The following is a 13,919-nucleotide window of genomic DNA, read 5'->3' on the forward strand; positions in this document are numbered from 1 at the left end:
GCCCATGCCAAAGCTTAATCCGTTTCGCCCAGGAAGCGTCGTGTCACCTGGCATGTTTGTCGGGCGGATCGAAGAAATCGAGGTCGTAGAGCAATCCTTATTACAGGCTCGCGATGGCAATCCTCAGCATTTCATAATCGAGGGAGAAAGGGGCATCGGCAAGTCGTCGTTGTGCCTTTGGGTGGACTACTTAGCCAAAGGTGACACGACTTATGATGGCAAAAATCGGCTCAGCTTTGTCGTTGTGAACATCGAACTCCACGCTGCAATGGGGTACGACGATATTGTTGACGCGATATTGGGAGAACTAAAGAGGCAGATTTCTACGCGAGATTCCCTTTTAGAAAATTGCAAAAAGGCTTGGGAATTTCTGAGCCGCTTTCAAATATCTGGGATCAAGTATGATCGCCCTCAGCCGGTTGCTACGAACAGTAGACGCCTCGACGAGCTTACCGACGTACTGGTGAACTTGATCGAAGAATCCATGGGAGCGATTGAAGGCGTTCTGATTTTGATCGACGAAGCGGATCGTCCACCCAGCGACGCTCACTTGGGACAGCTATGCAAGCTGCTGACGGAGAGACTTTCTCGGCGTCGGTGCGAACGGGTTTGTATAGGCCTAAGCGGATTGCCGGACCTGATGCAGAAACTTCGCGAGTCTCATGAATCGAGTTTGAGAATTTTCAATATTTTGGAACTCAAGCCGCTAGAGTTCGGAGAGCGGATGAGGGTCATCGATACAGGGATCGAGCAAGCAAACAAATCCAGCGGCACCGAGATCGAAATTCTGGAAGACGCAAAGCGTCTGATTGCCAACCTCTCAGAGGGGTACCCCCACTTTCTACAAGAGTTCGCTCATTGCTCTTTTGCAACGGACAGCGACAACATAATCAGTGTTTCGGATGTGCTTCAGGGGACGTTCAACGAGCACGGGGCCTTAAACCAGCTCGGCAGGAAATATTTCGCTGACCTCTACATCGACCAGATCGGCTCAGAAGATTATCGGCGAGTCCTGATCGCAATGGCGGACCATATGGACGATTGGGTTGGCAGGCAGACGATCATTAACAATTCAGGCGTGAAAGAATCCATCGTCAACAATGCCCTCAGCGCTCTGCGAGAAAGAAAAATCATCCTGTCCAATCCAAGGGCGCGGGGTGAGTACCGGCTCCCGACCCGGTCCTTCGCGGTATGGATAAAGGCCCGCGAAACACAGAAAAAAGCCGAGCCAGCACTTTCGGTCGGCGACACAGCCAGCGTGATCAACGTCCTTGCGGAGCAAAACGGGCCTATTGAACGCTAATGATCGCTAGTGAAGCTGGTACAAAGCGAGACCACAAGCGTGCTGCAGCCTCCCATGGGATGCCTTTTGCAGAAGTGGCCGGCCAACAAGTTTACGCCCCCAGCGCGTCCCTGACGGAAAAGCATCCAGCGTAACCGGGCGCTCGTCCAATTAAGTATTTGAAAAAATACGGGAAAATGGTGCCCAGGGGCGGAATCGAACCACCGACACTGCGATTTTCAGTCGCATGCTCTACCAACTGAGCTACCTGGGCGTGCTGAGGGAACGACCCAAAGAGAAGGTCAAGGCCCATCGAGCGGGCGGTTTATAGTGGGCCGGGGGCTGCCTGTCCACCCACGCTTCGCCTTCGGCTTCGCGGGGCGCGGCGCGGCTGTGTACAAGGTGGGACGGGATTGCCGCGGCTGGCGCGCGGCGCTTCGATCGCTCAAGTAAATAATTGATATATATCAACTATTCTTCGCCATCTGCCTCGTCGTCCCGGCCGGGGATGACATACGAGCCTTTCAGCCAGCGGTTCAAATCGACGTCGCGGCAGCGCGAGGAGCAGAACGGACGGGTGGCCTGCACCTGCGGCTTGCCGCAGATCGGGCAGGTTTTGAGGGGTCCGGCGGGCTTTTTGACGTGGTCGTCCATGATGGCGGCGGCTTACACGAGGTGATGAGGTTCAAGAGCCTGTCTGCGAACGGGTTCCTGCGGCGGAGGCGCATACTCCCCGCCAGCCGATTCTACTGTGCATGGGGTTGTTTTCGAGATTTTTGTCGAGACCTGCTCAGACGGCCGTGGCGTTGAGCCAGCCGAAGCGGATCGGAAAGCCCTCGCCGCCGAGCAGCGTCGTGGTCTCGTAGAGCGGCAGGCCGACCACGTTGGTGTAGGACCCCACCATCTTCACCACGAACGAGCCGGCGATGCCCTGCACGGCGTAGCCGCCGGCCTTGCCGCGCCATTCGCCGGAGCCGATATAGGCTTGGATGTCGTCCTCCGAGAGACGCTTGAAGCGGACGCGGGTCTCGACCAGGCGCTGGCGGAAGGCCTCGCGCGGCGTCACCAGGCAGATCGCGGTATAGACGCGGTGGTTGCGGCCCGACAGCAGCCGCAGGCACTGCGCGGCCTCGTCCACGAGATTGGCCTTGGGCAGGATGCGGCGGCCGACCGCCACCACGGTGTCGGCGGACAGGATGAAGGCGCCGCGCAGCTCGTCGTCGAGATGGACTGACTTCAGCGCCGCATCGGCCTTGGCCCTCGCGAGGCGATTGGCGCAGGCGCGCGGCAGTTCGCCCCGCTTCGGCGTCTCGTCGACGTCGGCCGGCCGGAGCGCGTCGGGGTCGATGCCCGCCTGGTTGAGCAGCGAGAGGCGCCGCGGCGAACCGGAGGCAAGAACGAATTTGGGGCGGCCGAGCATCAGGTGATTTGGGGATCAGGCAGGGGGTGAATTGCGCGCGGAACCTATCGGAAGGGGGCTGATTTCACAACCCGGGAACCCAGGTTTGGTGATTCGAGGTGTCCGACATGCGTGTGCCCTCAGTCTGTGACGCGGGTGTTACGTCCGCCCTGTGCTACCCGCTCGCCGCGCCCACCTTGGCGAACCGCCGGCGGATGCGCATCAAGAGCTGGTCGCAGACCTCACGATAGGCGGCGAGCTTCTGGTCGCGGCTGCCCTCGATGGTGGTGGGATCCTGCGTCGGCCAATATTCGACGTCGGAGGCGAGCGTGCGGGTCAGCTCCAGCGCCTTGTGGTGCGCTTCCGGCGAGAGCGTGATGATGAGATCGAAATTCAGCCCCTCCCAGTCCTCCAGTTCCTCGAAGGTCTGCGGCTTGTGGCTGGAGATGTCTTGCCCCAGCTCGTCCATCACCGCGACCGCGAAGGGATCGAGCTCGCCCTTCCTGGCGCCGGCCGATTTCACGTAGAGGCCTTGCGGAAACATGTGCTGCAGCAGACTCGCGGCCATCGGTGAGCGCACGCTGTTCATCGCGCAGGCGAACAGCACCGATTGTGGATCGCGTGCGCGTGGGGGCGCAGCCATCCGCGTTTAACCCTTCCAATGAAGGACAGTGATGAGCGTGAACAGCCGGCGCGAGGTCTCGAAATCGACCCGCACCTTGCCCTTCAGCCGCTCCTGCAACGTGCGCGATCCCTCGTCATGAATGCCGCGGCGTCCCATGTCGATGGCCTCGATCTTGTCCGGGGTCGCAGTGCGGATCGCCTGGTAATAGCTGTCGCAGATCATGAAATAGTCCTTCACGATTCGCCGGAACGGCGTCAGCGACAACAGATGCGCAACCACCGGCGTGCCTTCCTCGCGGCGGATGTCGAACATCAGCCGGCTGCCGGTGATGCCGATATGCAGCGTGAACGGCCCCTTGCCGTCCGCACCGTCGGGCGCGAACAGATTCTGCTCGATCAGATCGTAGATCGCGATCGCGCGCTCATGCTCGATGTCGGGCCCGGAACGGCCGATCGAGTCCTCGTCGAGGGTCACCGCGACAATGCGATTGGTCGAGTCGTCCTGTTCGGGCGGCTGGGTCATGACAGATTGAGGCGCAATCCAATCGAGCGCGAATGGGCATCCAGCCCCTCCGCTTGTCCGAGCGTCATCGCCGCCGGGCCCAGCGCACGCAGCTGGTCCGGGCCGCATTTCAGGATCGAAGTGCGCTTCATGAAATCAGCGACCCCGAGCCCTGAGGAGAATCGCGCCGAGCGCGCCGTCGGCAGCACGTGGTTGGAGCCGCCGACATAATCGCCGATCGCCTCCGGCGTATGCGCACCGAGGAAGACAGCGCCGGCATTGCGGATCTTTGCGGCGAGCGCGTCGGGATCGGTGGTCATGATTTCCAGATGCTCGGCGGCGATCGCGTCCGCAAGCGGAATGGCCTCAGTGAGGTTCTTCACCATGATGATGGCGCCGAAATCGGCCCAAGAGCGCCCCGCGATCGCCGCGCGCGGCAGCGTCTTCAGCTGCGCTTCGACGGCCTTCCCGACATCGGCGGCGAGGCGCACGGAATCGGTGATCAGGATCGATTGTGCGCTGGCATCGTGCTCGGCCTGCGCCAAGAGATCCGCTGCAATCCAGTCGGCATTGCCGGTGTCGTCGGCGATCACCAGCACCTCGGAGGGGCCGGCGATCATGTCGATGCCGACCTTGCCGAACACCAGCCGTTTTGCGGCGGCGACATAGGCATTGCCGGGGCCGACGATCTTTGCCACCGGTGCGATCGTCGCGGTGCCGTGCGCGAGCGCGGCGACAGCCTGCGCGCCGCCGACGCGATAGATCTCGCTGACGCCGCCGAGATGCGCAGCCGCCAACACCAGCGGATTGAGCTTGCCGTCGGGCGAAGGCACGACCATCACGAGCCGCGAGACGCCGGCAACCTTGGCCGGCACCGCGTTCATCAGCACCGACGACGGATAGGCCGCGGTGCCGCCGGGCACATAGAGGCCCGCGGATTCGATTGCAGTGTAACGCCAGCCGAGCTCGACGCCGAGCGGGTCGGTGAAGCGTTCGTCCTTCGGCAGCTGGCGGCGATGATAGGTCTCGATGCGGTCGTGCGCGAGCTTGAGCGCATCCAGCGTCGCGGGATCGCAGGCCTTTTTCGCGGCTTCGATCTCGGCGGCTGAGACGCGAAGGCCCGATGCATCCAGCTTCAGCCGGTCGAACTTCGCCGTCGCCTCGAGCAGGGCGGCGTCACCGCGCCTGGCAACGTCGTCGACAATGGCGCGCGCCGCGGCCTCGACATCGGCCGAGACCTCGCGCTTGGCGGCCAGGAAGGCCTGGAATCGCTGGTCAAAATCGGCGCTGCTGCGGTCGAGACGAACGGGCATTTTTTGGCTTGGCTTCTGCTGGTTTAAGGGGCGCAGTCTGGCTCACAGCCCCCCTGCTCAATGGCGCGGCGGGGAAGCTGCGTCAACCCTTGCCAGCCCCATGCTCCGGCCCGAGTCGGGTCGGCTGGTATACAGACAACCTCATCCCTCCTCCTCGATCCCCAGCCCCGTTCCCAATTCGTCCGCCCCCAGGTCGGTCAGCTCGCATTCCAGGCATTCGACGTCGAGGCGGATGGCGCCGCCCTGGGCAAACAGCAAGAGTGCGCTGCCTCCGGGCTCCTCGTCGCGGCCGTCCCGGGGATGAAACTCGATGCCGACGAGGTCCAGAACCGACTCAGGTGTCGCAAGATCGATGTTGCGCGACTTGCAGGCGAGCACGCGGTCGAAGCGAAGCGCTGAAACCAGCCGACGCGGCTCGGCCTCGCCGTCCAGCGTCTGCTCCCAATCGAGTCTGCTCATGCCGACGACAAGGCGCTTCTCGCCCTGTCGCCAGATGATATCGGAAGGCTGCACACGGGCGTCCTGCACGTGGGTCGAGATCACCGCGAGATCATCGGCATCGAGCGCGATCAGTTTGAGCTGGGGAGACATCACCGGCACTTCTCCTCGGGGGCTGATACGGCTCAACGCGCCGGGCTGCCGAAATTTCCGCAAACTAACGGGTCTACGGGCTAGAGGCTATTGCCCGACCATGCCGGTCGCGCCGAAAATAATGACCCGCATCGGGACGTCCCCGCCGAAGTCGCGGCTCATGCGGCGGCAGCGATCTCGTCGAACGATACACCGGTCAGCGTCGTCGAGACATCCCACAGCATGGCAACCGAAGCGAGATCCTTCGCCTGCGGCATGATCCTCGCCGCCACGGGCGGCCCCTTCAATTCGTAGTACCAGTTCGGGCCGTAATAGCCGCCGGGCTCCGCGTCCTCGGACGTCGCCGCAAACAGGGTCGGCAGCGCGCCTTCAGCCGCGGACTGGCTGATCAATGGCTGCAGCAACCGGCCGACCCGCCACTGCAAGGTGTTGGTGCCCGGCCCGTTCGGAATGAGATCGGTGCGCGCGTAGCCCGGATGCGCGGCAACACTCTGCAAGCCCCAGCCCGCCGCATCGCTGCGCCGCTGCAGTTCGAGCGAGAACATCAGCATCGCGAGCTTGGACTGGCAATAAGCCCGCCAGGGGCGATAGGACCGCTGGCTCTGCAGATCGTCGAAATTGATCGCGCCGGAGCGATGCGCGAGGCTCGAGAGATTGACGATCCGGGGCGCCTTGGCGCGGCGAAGCCGCGGCAGCAGATGCGCCGTCAGGGCGTAATGGCCGAGATAGTTGGTGCCGAGCTGCATCTCGAAACCATCCTCGGTCTCCTGCCGCTTCGGCAGCGCCATCACGCCGGCATTGTTGACGAGGAGGTCGAGCTGGTCGTTGCTCGCGGAAAAGCGCTTGGCGAAATCGGCGACCGACGACAGGCTGGCGACGTCGAGATGCTCATAGGCGATCAGGGCGTTTGGAAACCGGCCGCAAATGCCCTCGATCGCCCGCAGGCCCTTTGCGTCGTTGCGCCCGGTGAGTATGACGATGGCTCCAGCGCCTGCCAGCGCCAGTGCCGTCTCATAGCCAAGGCCGCCAGTGGCCCCGGTGACGACGACAGTCTTGCCGCTGAGCGAGGGGATGTCTGCCGTGGTCCAGTCAGTCATGCCATATCTCCGTCGGGGCTGGAATGAGAGCCGCGACGGGTCTAAATGTGCACTGAGTGCAAGTTTGCAAGAGGTGAAATAATTTGAAGGCTTCGAAGCCCGCCGCGACTTCGGTCAGGACACGTCCCAAGCCATTGCCGGCAGAGGTAAAATCCCCCGTCACCCCGGGCCTGCGCCAGCGCAAGCAGCAGGAAACTCGCGAGCGGTTGAAGCGCGCGGCGATGGCGCTGTTCCTGGCGCGCGGCTTCGAGGCCACGACCATCGACGACATCGCGACTGCTGCCGACATGTCGCGGCGCAGCTTCTTCCATTATTTCGCGTCCAAGGAGGACGTGGTCGCCGCCTGGCAGGAGGATGCGGCGGCGGCGCTGGTCACCGAGATTCTCGCGCGGCCTGCGGAGGAATCCATGCTCACGGCGGCGGAGAACGCCATCGCCGCGGCCATCAAGCGGATCAATCCGACCGAGGCGGCCGCGATGTCGCGGCTCAAGCACGACAATCCCGCGCTTCAGGCCCGCGACCGGCTCAAATACGAAAAGCTCGAACGGGCGCTGGCGGACGGGCTTGCGCAACGCTCCGGCCGCAAGTCGGACCGGCTGAAGGCCCGGCTCGTCGCCATGATCGCCACCGGCGCGATGCGCGTCGGTGGCGAAAGCTGGCTCAGCGAAGGCACGCGCGACAAGCCGGAAGCTTTCGTCAAGCGCACCTTCGATGCGATCAGGGCGATCCTGGGGTGAGGTCTCGCCTCAGCCCTTGAAGAACGCGAGCAGGTCCGCATTGATGGTTTCGGCGTGCGTGGTCGGCATGCCGTGCGGAAAGCCCTTGTAGGTCTTCAGCGTACCGTTCTTGAGCAGCTTGGCCGACAGCGGGCCGGCGTCAGCGTAAGGCACAATCTGGTCGTCCTCGCTGTGCATCACCAGCACCGGCACGGTGATCTTCTTCAAGTCCTCGGTGAAGTCTGTCTGCGAGAACGCGACGATGCCGTCGTAATGCGCCTTGGCGCCGCCCATCATGCCTTGCCGCCACCAGTTCTGGATCACGGCTTCCGAGGGTTTCGCGCCCGGACGGTTGTAATTGTAGAACGGGCCTGCGGCGACATCGCGATAGAATTGCGAACGGCCGGCGGCGAGCGCGACCTGGAAATCGTCGAACACCTTCTTCGGCAGGCCACCGGGATTGGCAGCCGTCTGCACCATCAACGGCGGCACCGCGGAGATGATCGCTGCCTTCGCCACCCGGCTCTCGCCGTGGCGCGCGATGTAGTGCACGACCTCGCCGCCGCCGGTGGAATGGCCGACATGGATGGCGCTCTTGAGGTCGAGATGCGCGGTCACCGCCGCGAGATCGTCGGCGTAGTGATCCATGTCGTGGCCGTCGGAGACCTGCGACGAGCGACCGTGGCCGCGGCGGTCATGGGCGATGACGCGGTAGCCGTGCGCTGCGAAGAACAACATCTGCGCGTCCCAGTCGTCGGCCGACAGCGGCCAGCCATGGCTGAACACGATCGGCTGGCCCGAGCCCCAATCCTTATAGAAAATATCGACACCGTCCTTTGTGGTGATGGTGGGCATTGGGAGACTCCCTTAGTCGGAAACGATCAGGCGAACGCCATCGACTTGTAGCGGCGCCAGGCGCCAATGGTGACGACCACGAAGAACAGCAGCACGATGCCCTGCACCACGGCGAACACGGGACCGCCCGGCGGTGCCGGCGGCACAGCCGGCGCGAGCGCGGCCAGCGCCGGGACCTTCAGGAACGACTGGATCACCAGCACGAAGACGTTGAAGTACAGCGAGATCATCGCGGTCACGATGTAGACCGGCCGCCACGCGCCTTTGAGCTTCATGCCGTAGAGCGCGATGCAGGCGATCGCGAGCAGTACCAGCGAGATGCCGGCGATGATGTACGACGGCAGCAGCTCCTTGAACGGAAACAGGAAGCCGGTCGCGTTGGTCAGAATGGTGAACAGCAGAAAGATCGCGGTGAGACCCGGCATCGGCTTCGAGCCGAGCAGGCCAAACATCACGACGAGACCGGCGACGATTGCGATCAGGCTGATGATGACATGGACCAGTGTGAAGGCTTGCAGGCTCATCCCGAGAACCATGGCATCTCTCTCCTACTCTCTGCATTGAGATCAGGAGATTGATATTACGGTCCTCATCGGATTGCCACATGCGGCACGATCACACATGCGCGCGCAGCCATGCGTCATCGTGCGAATCGGCAAACGCATGGCTGAATTTTTTGCAGCGCTGTCACACAGGACAGCAGTTTGTAGTTTGTAGTCCGGATGGAGCCACCGGGTCGGCGCGAAGCGCCGCCCGATGACAGGCTCCGCGAAATCCGGGGTTCTTGCGTGTAAATGCAGCGGCCCCGGATTACGCTTCGCTCCATCCGGGCTATGGGCTTGCAGTCTTCGACGAAAGTTGAATCACACTTCCTTGGTGTCGAAGATCAAAAGATCCGCACCGCCGCTGGCGAATTTCGACACGTCGCCGGCGGCCGCCTTGCCCGCTTCGCTGCCGAAGGCCTTCTGGATGTCGCCCACGCTGTCGAAGCTGAGAATGGCGACGAGATGGACTCCTGATGGTCCGGCGGGCGAACCGACCGCGCCCGTGCTCACGGCGTATTTCTTCAGGCCGGGAAGTTTCTTGGCGAGCGGAATGTGGGTCTCGGCATAATGCTTGTCGAAAGCGGCAGCGTCTTTGGGCGTCTTGTAGAGCACGACGAGTTCGGCCATTTAGTCCTCCCGTTGAATCTTGTTCTTCCGCGCGCGATTGACCTCGCGACGAGGGGATAGTCCGCGGGACACGGCAAGATGGCAAGTCACAATCGACTTGCCATTTACTTGTCTTGTCCTTGACTAAAGCGCCGGTTTTGCGGCGTCGCCGAGATAGCCGTGGAGCGAGGCCACGACCTGCGCGCCTTCGCCGATGGCGCCGCCGACGCGCTTGACCGAGCCGGAGCGGACGTCGCCGACGGCGTAGACGCCGGGCACGGAGGTCTCGAGCGGCGCCACCAGCTTGCCCTGGTTCAGCTCGGACTGCGCGCCTGTCACGACGAAGCCGCCACGATCGAGCGTCACGCCGCAGCCGTCGAGCCAGCCGGTGGCGGGATCGGCGCCGACGAACAGGAACATATTGCGGATGTCGGCGGACTCTTCGTCGTTCGACAAGCGGCTCTTCAAGCGAATGCGCCGCAGCAGCGAAGCCTCGTCGCCCTCGAGCGCCGAGATCTCGGTATTGAACATCAGCTCGATGTTCGGCGTCGCCTCGATGCGCTCGATCAGATAGCGCGACATGCTGGCCCCGAGGCCGCCGCCGCGGATGATCATGAGCACGCGTCTGGCGTGGCCCGACAAAAACACGGCGGCCTGTCCCGCCGAATTGCCGGCGCCGACCAGCGCCACTTCCTCGCCGGCGCACAGCTTCGCCTCGACCGGAGAAGCCCAATACCAGACGCCGCGTCCCTCGAACTTGTCGAGATTCTCGATGTCAGGCCGGCGATAGCGCGCGCCGCTCGCGACCACCACCGCGCGCGAGCGCAAGGGATCGTTGCCGTCGAGCGCGACCGAAAACGCGCCATCCTTTTGCGTGCAGTCGAGCGACTGCACCGTCACCGGGATCATGATATCCGCGCCAAACTTCTGCGCCTGGTTGAACGCGCGCGCCGTGAGGGCCTGTCCGGAAATCCCGGTCGGGAAGCCCAGATAGTTTTCGATGCGTGCGCTGGCGCCGGCCTGGCCGCCGAAGGCGCGGGTGTCGAGCACGGCGACCGAAAGGCCTTCGGAGGCCGCATACACGGCGGTCGCGAGCCCCGCCGGTCCGCAGCCGACGATCGCGACATCGTAGATGCGGTCATTGCGCGGGCCGCCGATCATGCCGATCGCGCGCGCAAGCTCGGTCTCGCCCGGATTGCGCAGCACCGCGCCGTCGGACGTGACGATCAGCGGCCAGTCCTCGGGCTTCGGCGAATAGCGTGCGATCACCTCGGCGGCATCGCGATCGCGATCCGGATCGAGCAGATGATGCGGCTGGCCGTTGCGGGTGAGGAAGCCCTGCAACCGCACCACGCCGGCCGAATGCGAGGGACCGATCAGCACGATGCCGCCGACGCCGGCCTGCAGCAGATTGACCCGGCGCAGGATCAGCGCGCGCATGATGCGCTCGCCAAGCTCGGCCTCGGCGACCAGCAGCGCGCGCAGCCGCTCCGGCGCCAGCAGCAGCGTCTCGACATCGCCTTCGGCGCGGCCGTCGACCAGCGCCGGACGGCCGGACAGCTGACTGAGCTCGGCCAGAAATTGACCCGGCCCCTGGTCGATCAATGGGGTGACATTTCCGAGCCCGTCGCGCTGGGTTATGGCGACATGGCCCGTCAGCACGACGAACATGCCCGGTCCCGGCTTGCCGGTTTCGAACAGCAGCTCGCCATGCTTGTAGGTGCGGAGCTCTCCGAAATGGCTGACACGCTCGATCTCGGCCGGCGTCAACGCCGGGAACGTCTGCTCGGGGCGGGTGAAACGCGACATCTGCGCATCACCTTTGCTTCGTTGCGATTCGTCCTGCCCCATTGTCACGTCCATTCACTCCAAAATTTCTTAGCCGTCGGCCTTGCCGGCGGTCCCCTCATCTAGGGAACCATCGTCAGCTTGCGAGGGGTCGGCGCTTGCGGCGCGTTCGCGCGCCTGCGCCTTGCGCCGCTTCAGATTCTCTCGCAGCGCCGATTTCAGGCGATCGTCCCGCGATCCCCTCGCTTGCCTTGCGTTCTCGTCGTTCCTGTCAGCCATCACGGGTCCAATACAGCGGTTGGCGATAACATGCCCAGAGAATGCGGCAGCTCAAGAGGCCCGCGCGGTCCCGATCGTGCGAAACTCAAAATGAAGCGAATCCGCTTCGGCGGCCAACTGGCCAGTTGGCGGGGGAAGCGGAACCAAAATTGGCGAAAGTCAGTCGTTTCGAGCCGAAACAGCCGTGTTACCCCTGATATCGCCCCGATTTTCTCGTTTTGGCGGGGCCTGCAAGCTTGCACAGCGGGGAGGCCTGTGGCAGATATCGGCCCGCTCGGTAGGCCCCCTTTGTGGCGGCCGATTCTTATCCCAGCATTGCTGCCGTAGCTCAGTGGTAGAGCACTCCATTGGTAATGGAGAGGTCGACAGTTCAATCCTGTCTGGCAGCACCATTTCCTCAGACACATCAACGCATCGCCAGCTTCTGAAGAGCGATCTCCTTGCAGCCCATTGCGCGGCGCAAGAGGGGCAGGACTTGTCGTCCGCCCCTCTCCGGTTCTCGCGGAAATCAAGCGCCGCTCAAACTCAGAAGCTGAAGCCGACGCCGCCGGCAGCCAGATGGTGGGACGTCCCACCGAAACCGGTCGTCCATGCGCTGGTCGGAACATGCGTGGGATCCACGGTCGAACCAAACACCTGGCCCACGTCGCCGACATACAAATAGCGGTACTCGCCAAACAGGTATGCGCCGCTGTCACCAAGGGCGAAGCGCGCGCCGGCCTTTGCCTGTGCCGCAAAGGTCCAGGCGGAGGAGTCGGGGTTCGAGTTGAAATGATTGATGCCAGGTTCCGCCGGGTCGGTCTGGGTGGACGTAGCGCCGTTGATGGAGACTCGGGCCGCGCCGAACCCGCCGCCGATATAGGGCGTGAAGTTCTGATAGGGCGTCTGGAAGCCAACAACCATATTTGCCAGAAGCACCGTGGTGCGGGTCGGGAACGTATTGTCGAAGGTGTGTTCGGGAAGCCGGTCCGTGGGATTTACCAGCGTCGCGCGCTGCTGGTTACTTGCAAGATAGAAACCCTCGATCTCCAGTGCGGGACGCAAATAAGCGCCATACGACCACTCATAACCGAGATGCGCGCCGCCGAACCCGACGCCGCCACTGCCGGTCTGCCCCGTGGCATTGATGGCCATGGGGCCTCCGACGGCCTCGGTGAAAAAGGCGGTGCCGAACTGGCTGACGCCGGTGCTGCCGCGACTACCCCCGCCACCGAAAACGCCGACATAGGCGCTGCGGTTGGAAGCCGGCAAGACTGCGGGCCCCTTGGTGTACATCGCATAGGCCTGCGCGGGCGGAGTCGCCACCACCGTCTCCTTCGCGGCATCGCGTCCGGCCGGCCTGGCTGCCGGTGTCGCCTCGCGGGCCTCTCGCGGAGTGGCAGCGCGCCGCTCCTGTTTTGCCTGCTTCAACTCGGCGCGCAACTCGGAAATGGTCTGCTGTTGCGCCTTCAGCATGCGAAACAGCTCAGCGTTGGATGGAACCTCCTCGGCCTGGGCGGCACCCGCCGCCATCAAGCCCGCCGCCACGATAAAACACTTGCGCGCTGTCATTTGAGATCCCGCCCCCTGGTTACGAATCATTGGCTGCCACTATGGAGTCAGGCCGGGACATCGCAAAGCTATCGCATCGACGCAGACCATCGTTTCAGCCGTCCGCTGGAGATCTCCAACGCCGTGTGGATTCTGAGCGACAGGCGCGCGCGTCTCCATCAATCCTGTCTGGCAGCACCACTCTCAAATTGCGCATGAAGCGGCATTCTCGCGGCTCGAAACGCCCGAGTTTTGCTTCCTTCTTTCGCCCTCCTCCGTGAAGAGGGCGCAGGGAAGACCGGGTGCCGACGGGCACCCGCGGTCCGCTGCGCGAAGGTGTAGCGCAAGGAAACCGCACAGCAGCATACAGGTGACGCCGAACACTCGGCCTTCCCTGCGCGATGGGTTGACGGCGTATGCCGCGCTCTCCCCGGCGACGAGTTCCTGTTGTCACCGTCACTCCGCGAAAGTTGATGCACCGCGCCCGGTTGGGGCGATGCGTCGTCGCGAAAGCTTGGCTGTAGCAACGACAGCCGGGACCACACGGTTTGGCCGTACGCAGCGACCCGACTTCGCCAAGGGGCTTCGCCGGGCAAGGCGCCGTTCGTACGACACGGCTTGTGGTGAGCTCACGGGGTTCGGCTCAATCCTCTACCCGCCCTGCCCCCACATCCGCGCCGGCGCTGCCGCGTCCACCGCATCCCCAGCCCACGTTCGACACGACGTACGATCGCCCCTCTCCTCGGGCCGGGATGGCGAGAATATGCCGCAATTCCGAATTTCGGTAAAGTG

General features: G+C 63.4%; 15 protein-coding genes and 2 tRNA genes. 3 read left to right on the top strand and 14 right to left on the bottom strand.

Annotated elements, in window-relative coordinates; all coding sequences use genetic code 11:
* Window positions 1–4 precede the first annotated feature (4 nt).
* On the top strand, window positions 5–1,303 hold the full coding sequence (locus tag ABIA96_RS18820; protein ID WP_354138527.1) for an AAA family ATPase: 1,299 nt from the start codon (window positions 5–7) through the stop codon (window positions 1,301–1,303).
* A gap of 177 nt (window positions 1,304–1,480) precedes the next feature.
* On the opposite strand, the gene ABIA96_RS18825 is transcribed toward ABIA96_RS18820, so the two are convergent.
* The 8 genes from ABIA96_RS18825 to ABIA96_RS18860 all read right to left on the bottom strand — a co-directional run bounded on the left by ABIA96_RS18825 (window position 1,481) and on the right by ABIA96_RS18860 (window position 6,808).
* A tRNA-Phe gene (locus tag ABIA96_RS18825) sits at window positions 1,481–1,556 on the bottom strand.
* Between the two features lie 197 nt (window positions 1,557–1,753).
* Window positions 1,754–1,936 carry a DNA gyrase inhibitor YacG gene (gene yacG / locus ABIA96_RS18830; protein ID WP_354138528.1) on the bottom strand — a complete coding sequence of 61 codons (183 nt, stop codon included), beginning with the start codon at window positions 1,934–1,936 and terminating at the stop codon, window positions 1,754–1,756.
* A 136-nt stretch (window positions 1,937–2,072) separates the two neighbouring features.
* On the bottom strand, window positions 2,073–2,702 hold the full coding sequence (locus tag ABIA96_RS18835) for a Maf-like protein (RefSeq protein ID WP_354138529.1): 630 nt from the start codon (window positions 2,700–2,702) through the stop codon (window positions 2,073–2,075).
* A 154-nt stretch (window positions 2,703–2,856) separates the two neighbouring features.
* Entirely contained in the window at window positions 2,857–3,324 is a 468-nt protein-coding gene (locus ABIA96_RS18840; protein ID WP_354138530.1) for an arsenate-mycothiol transferase ArsC, read from the bottom strand.
* Between the two features lie 6 nt (window positions 3,325–3,330).
* A complete protein-coding gene (locus ABIA96_RS18845) occupies window positions 3,331–3,828 on the bottom strand; it encodes a UPF0262 family protein (RefSeq protein WP_071909262.1) in 498 nt (165 codons plus the stop codon).
* The gene (gene hisD / locus ABIA96_RS18850) at window positions 3,825–5,120 is read right to left on the bottom strand and encodes a histidinol dehydrogenase (RefSeq protein ID WP_354138531.1); all 1,296 of its coding nucleotides are present in this window, start codon (window positions 5,118–5,120) and stop codon (window positions 3,825–3,827) included. Before hisD ends, ABIA96_RS18845 begins: the two co-directional genes overlap by 4 nt.
* 141 nt (window positions 5,121–5,261) lie before the next feature.
* The gene (locus ABIA96_RS18855; RefSeq protein ID WP_354138622.1) at window positions 5,262–5,711 is read right to left on the bottom strand and encodes a DUF2948 family protein; all 450 of its coding nucleotides are present in this window, start codon (window positions 5,709–5,711) and stop codon (window positions 5,262–5,264) included.
* Window positions 5,712–5,869: 158 nt separating this feature from the next.
* Window positions 5,870–6,808 carry an SDR family oxidoreductase gene (locus tag ABIA96_RS18860; RefSeq protein WP_354138532.1) on the bottom strand — a complete coding sequence of 313 codons (939 nt, stop codon included), beginning with the start codon at window positions 6,806–6,808 and terminating at the stop codon, window positions 5,870–5,872.
* 83 nt (window positions 6,809–6,891) lie between these two features.
* Between ABIA96_RS18860 and ABIA96_RS18865 the strand changes: the two genes are divergently transcribed.
* Window positions 6,892–7,545, top strand: a complete 654-nt coding sequence (locus ABIA96_RS18865) for a TetR/AcrR family transcriptional regulator (RefSeq protein ID WP_354138533.1) — start codon at window positions 6,892–6,894, stop codon at window positions 7,543–7,545.
* A 9-nt stretch (window positions 7,546–7,554) separates the two neighbouring features.
* Here ABIA96_RS18865 and ABIA96_RS18870 read toward each other — a convergent pair whose 3' ends face one another.
* The 5 genes from ABIA96_RS18870 to ABIA96_RS18890 all read right to left on the bottom strand — a co-directional run bounded on the left by ABIA96_RS18870 (window position 7,555) and on the right by ABIA96_RS18890 (window position 11,597).
* Window positions 7,555–8,379 (bottom strand): alpha/beta fold hydrolase, encoded by an 825-nt coding sequence (locus ABIA96_RS18870; protein WP_354138534.1) that lies wholly within the window; start codon window positions 8,377–8,379, stop codon window positions 7,555–7,557.
* Between the two features lie 26 nt (window positions 8,380–8,405).
* Window positions 8,406–8,915 carry a hypothetical protein gene (locus tag ABIA96_RS18875; protein ID WP_354138535.1) on the bottom strand — a complete coding sequence of 170 codons (510 nt, stop codon included), beginning with the start codon at window positions 8,913–8,915 and terminating at the stop codon, window positions 8,406–8,408.
* Between the two features lie 327 nt (window positions 8,916–9,242).
* A complete protein-coding gene (locus ABIA96_RS18880) occupies window positions 9,243–9,551 on the bottom strand; it encodes an EthD family reductase (RefSeq protein WP_354138536.1) in 309 nt (102 codons plus the stop codon).
* A gap of 123 nt (window positions 9,552–9,674) precedes the next feature.
* The gene (locus ABIA96_RS18885) at window positions 9,675–11,381 is read right to left on the bottom strand and encodes an FAD-dependent oxidoreductase (protein ID WP_354138537.1); all 1,707 of its coding nucleotides are present in this window, start codon (window positions 11,379–11,381) and stop codon (window positions 9,675–9,677) included.
* A gap of 27 nt (window positions 11,382–11,408) precedes the next feature.
* Window positions 11,409–11,597: a hypothetical protein gene (locus ABIA96_RS18890; protein WP_354138538.1), complete on the bottom strand. Its 189-nt coding sequence runs from the start codon at window positions 11,595–11,597 to the stop codon at window positions 11,409–11,411.
* A 317-nt stretch (window positions 11,598–11,914) separates the two neighbouring features.
* On the opposite strand from ABIA96_RS18890, the gene ABIA96_RS18895 reads away from it, so the two are divergent.
* Window positions 11,915–11,989, top strand: a tRNA-Thr gene (locus ABIA96_RS18895).
* A gap of 133 nt (window positions 11,990–12,122) precedes the next feature.
* Here ABIA96_RS18895 and ABIA96_RS18900 read toward each other — a convergent pair.
* Window positions 12,123–13,148: an outer membrane protein gene (locus ABIA96_RS18900; RefSeq protein ID WP_354138539.1), complete on the bottom strand. Its 1,026-nt coding sequence runs from the start codon at window positions 13,146–13,148 to the stop codon at window positions 12,123–12,125.
* Between the last annotated feature and the right edge of the window lie 771 nt (window positions 13,149–13,919).

Origin of the sequence: Bradyrhizobium sp. LB11.1 (assembly GCF_040549385.1) — a bacterium.
Taxonomy (GTDB): domain Bacteria; phylum Pseudomonadota; class Alphaproteobacteria; order Rhizobiales; family Xanthobacteraceae; genus Bradyrhizobium.

Coding starts and splice junctions, on each gene's coding strand:
- ABIA96_RS18820 (WP_354138527.1), top strand. CDS start 5: ATGCCAAAGCTTAATCCGTTTCGCCCAGGAAGCGTCGTGTCACCTGGC.
- yacG (WP_354138528.1), bottom strand. CDS start 1,936: ATGGACGACCACGTCAAAAAGCCCGCCGGACCCCTCAAAACCTGCCCG.
- ABIA96_RS18835 (WP_354138529.1), bottom strand. CDS start 2,702: ATGCTCGGCCGCCCCAAATTCGTTCTTGCCTCCGGTTCGCCGCGGCGC.
- ABIA96_RS18840 (WP_354138530.1), bottom strand. CDS start 3,324: ATGGCTGCGCCCCCACGCGCACGCGATCCACAATCGGTGCTGTTCGCC.
- ABIA96_RS18845 (WP_071909262.1), bottom strand. CDS start 3,828: ATGACCCAGCCGCCCGAACAGGACGACTCGACCAATCGCATTGTCGCG.
- hisD (WP_354138531.1), bottom strand. CDS start 5,120: ATGCCCGTTCGTCTCGACCGCAGCAGCGCCGATTTTGACCAGCGATTC.
- ABIA96_RS18855 (WP_354138622.1), bottom strand. CDS start 5,711: ATGTCTCCCCAGCTCAAACTGATCGCGCTCGATGCCGATGATCTCGCG.
- ABIA96_RS18860 (WP_354138532.1), bottom strand. CDS start 6,808: ATGACTGACTGGACCACGGCAGACATCCCCTCGCTCAGCGGCAAGACT.
- ABIA96_RS18870 (WP_354138534.1), bottom strand. CDS start 8,379: ATGCCCACCATCACCACAAAGGACGGTGTCGATATTTTCTATAAGGAT.
- ABIA96_RS18875 (WP_354138535.1), bottom strand. CDS start 8,915: ATGGTTCTCGGGATGAGCCTGCAAGCCTTCACACTGGTCCATGTCATC.
- ABIA96_RS18880 (WP_354138536.1), bottom strand. CDS start 9,551: ATGGCCGAACTCGTCGTGCTCTACAAGACGCCCAAAGACGCTGCCGCT.
- ABIA96_RS18885 (WP_354138537.1), bottom strand. CDS start 11,381: ATGGGGCAGGACGAATCGCAACGAAGCAAAGGTGATGCGCAGATGTCG.
- ABIA96_RS18890 (WP_354138538.1), bottom strand. CDS start 11,597: ATGGCTGACAGGAACGACGAGAACGCAAGGCAAGCGAGGGGATCGCGG.
- ABIA96_RS18900 (WP_354138539.1), bottom strand. CDS start 13,148: ATGACAGCGCGCAAGTGTTTTATCGTGGCGGCGGGCTTGATGGCGGCG.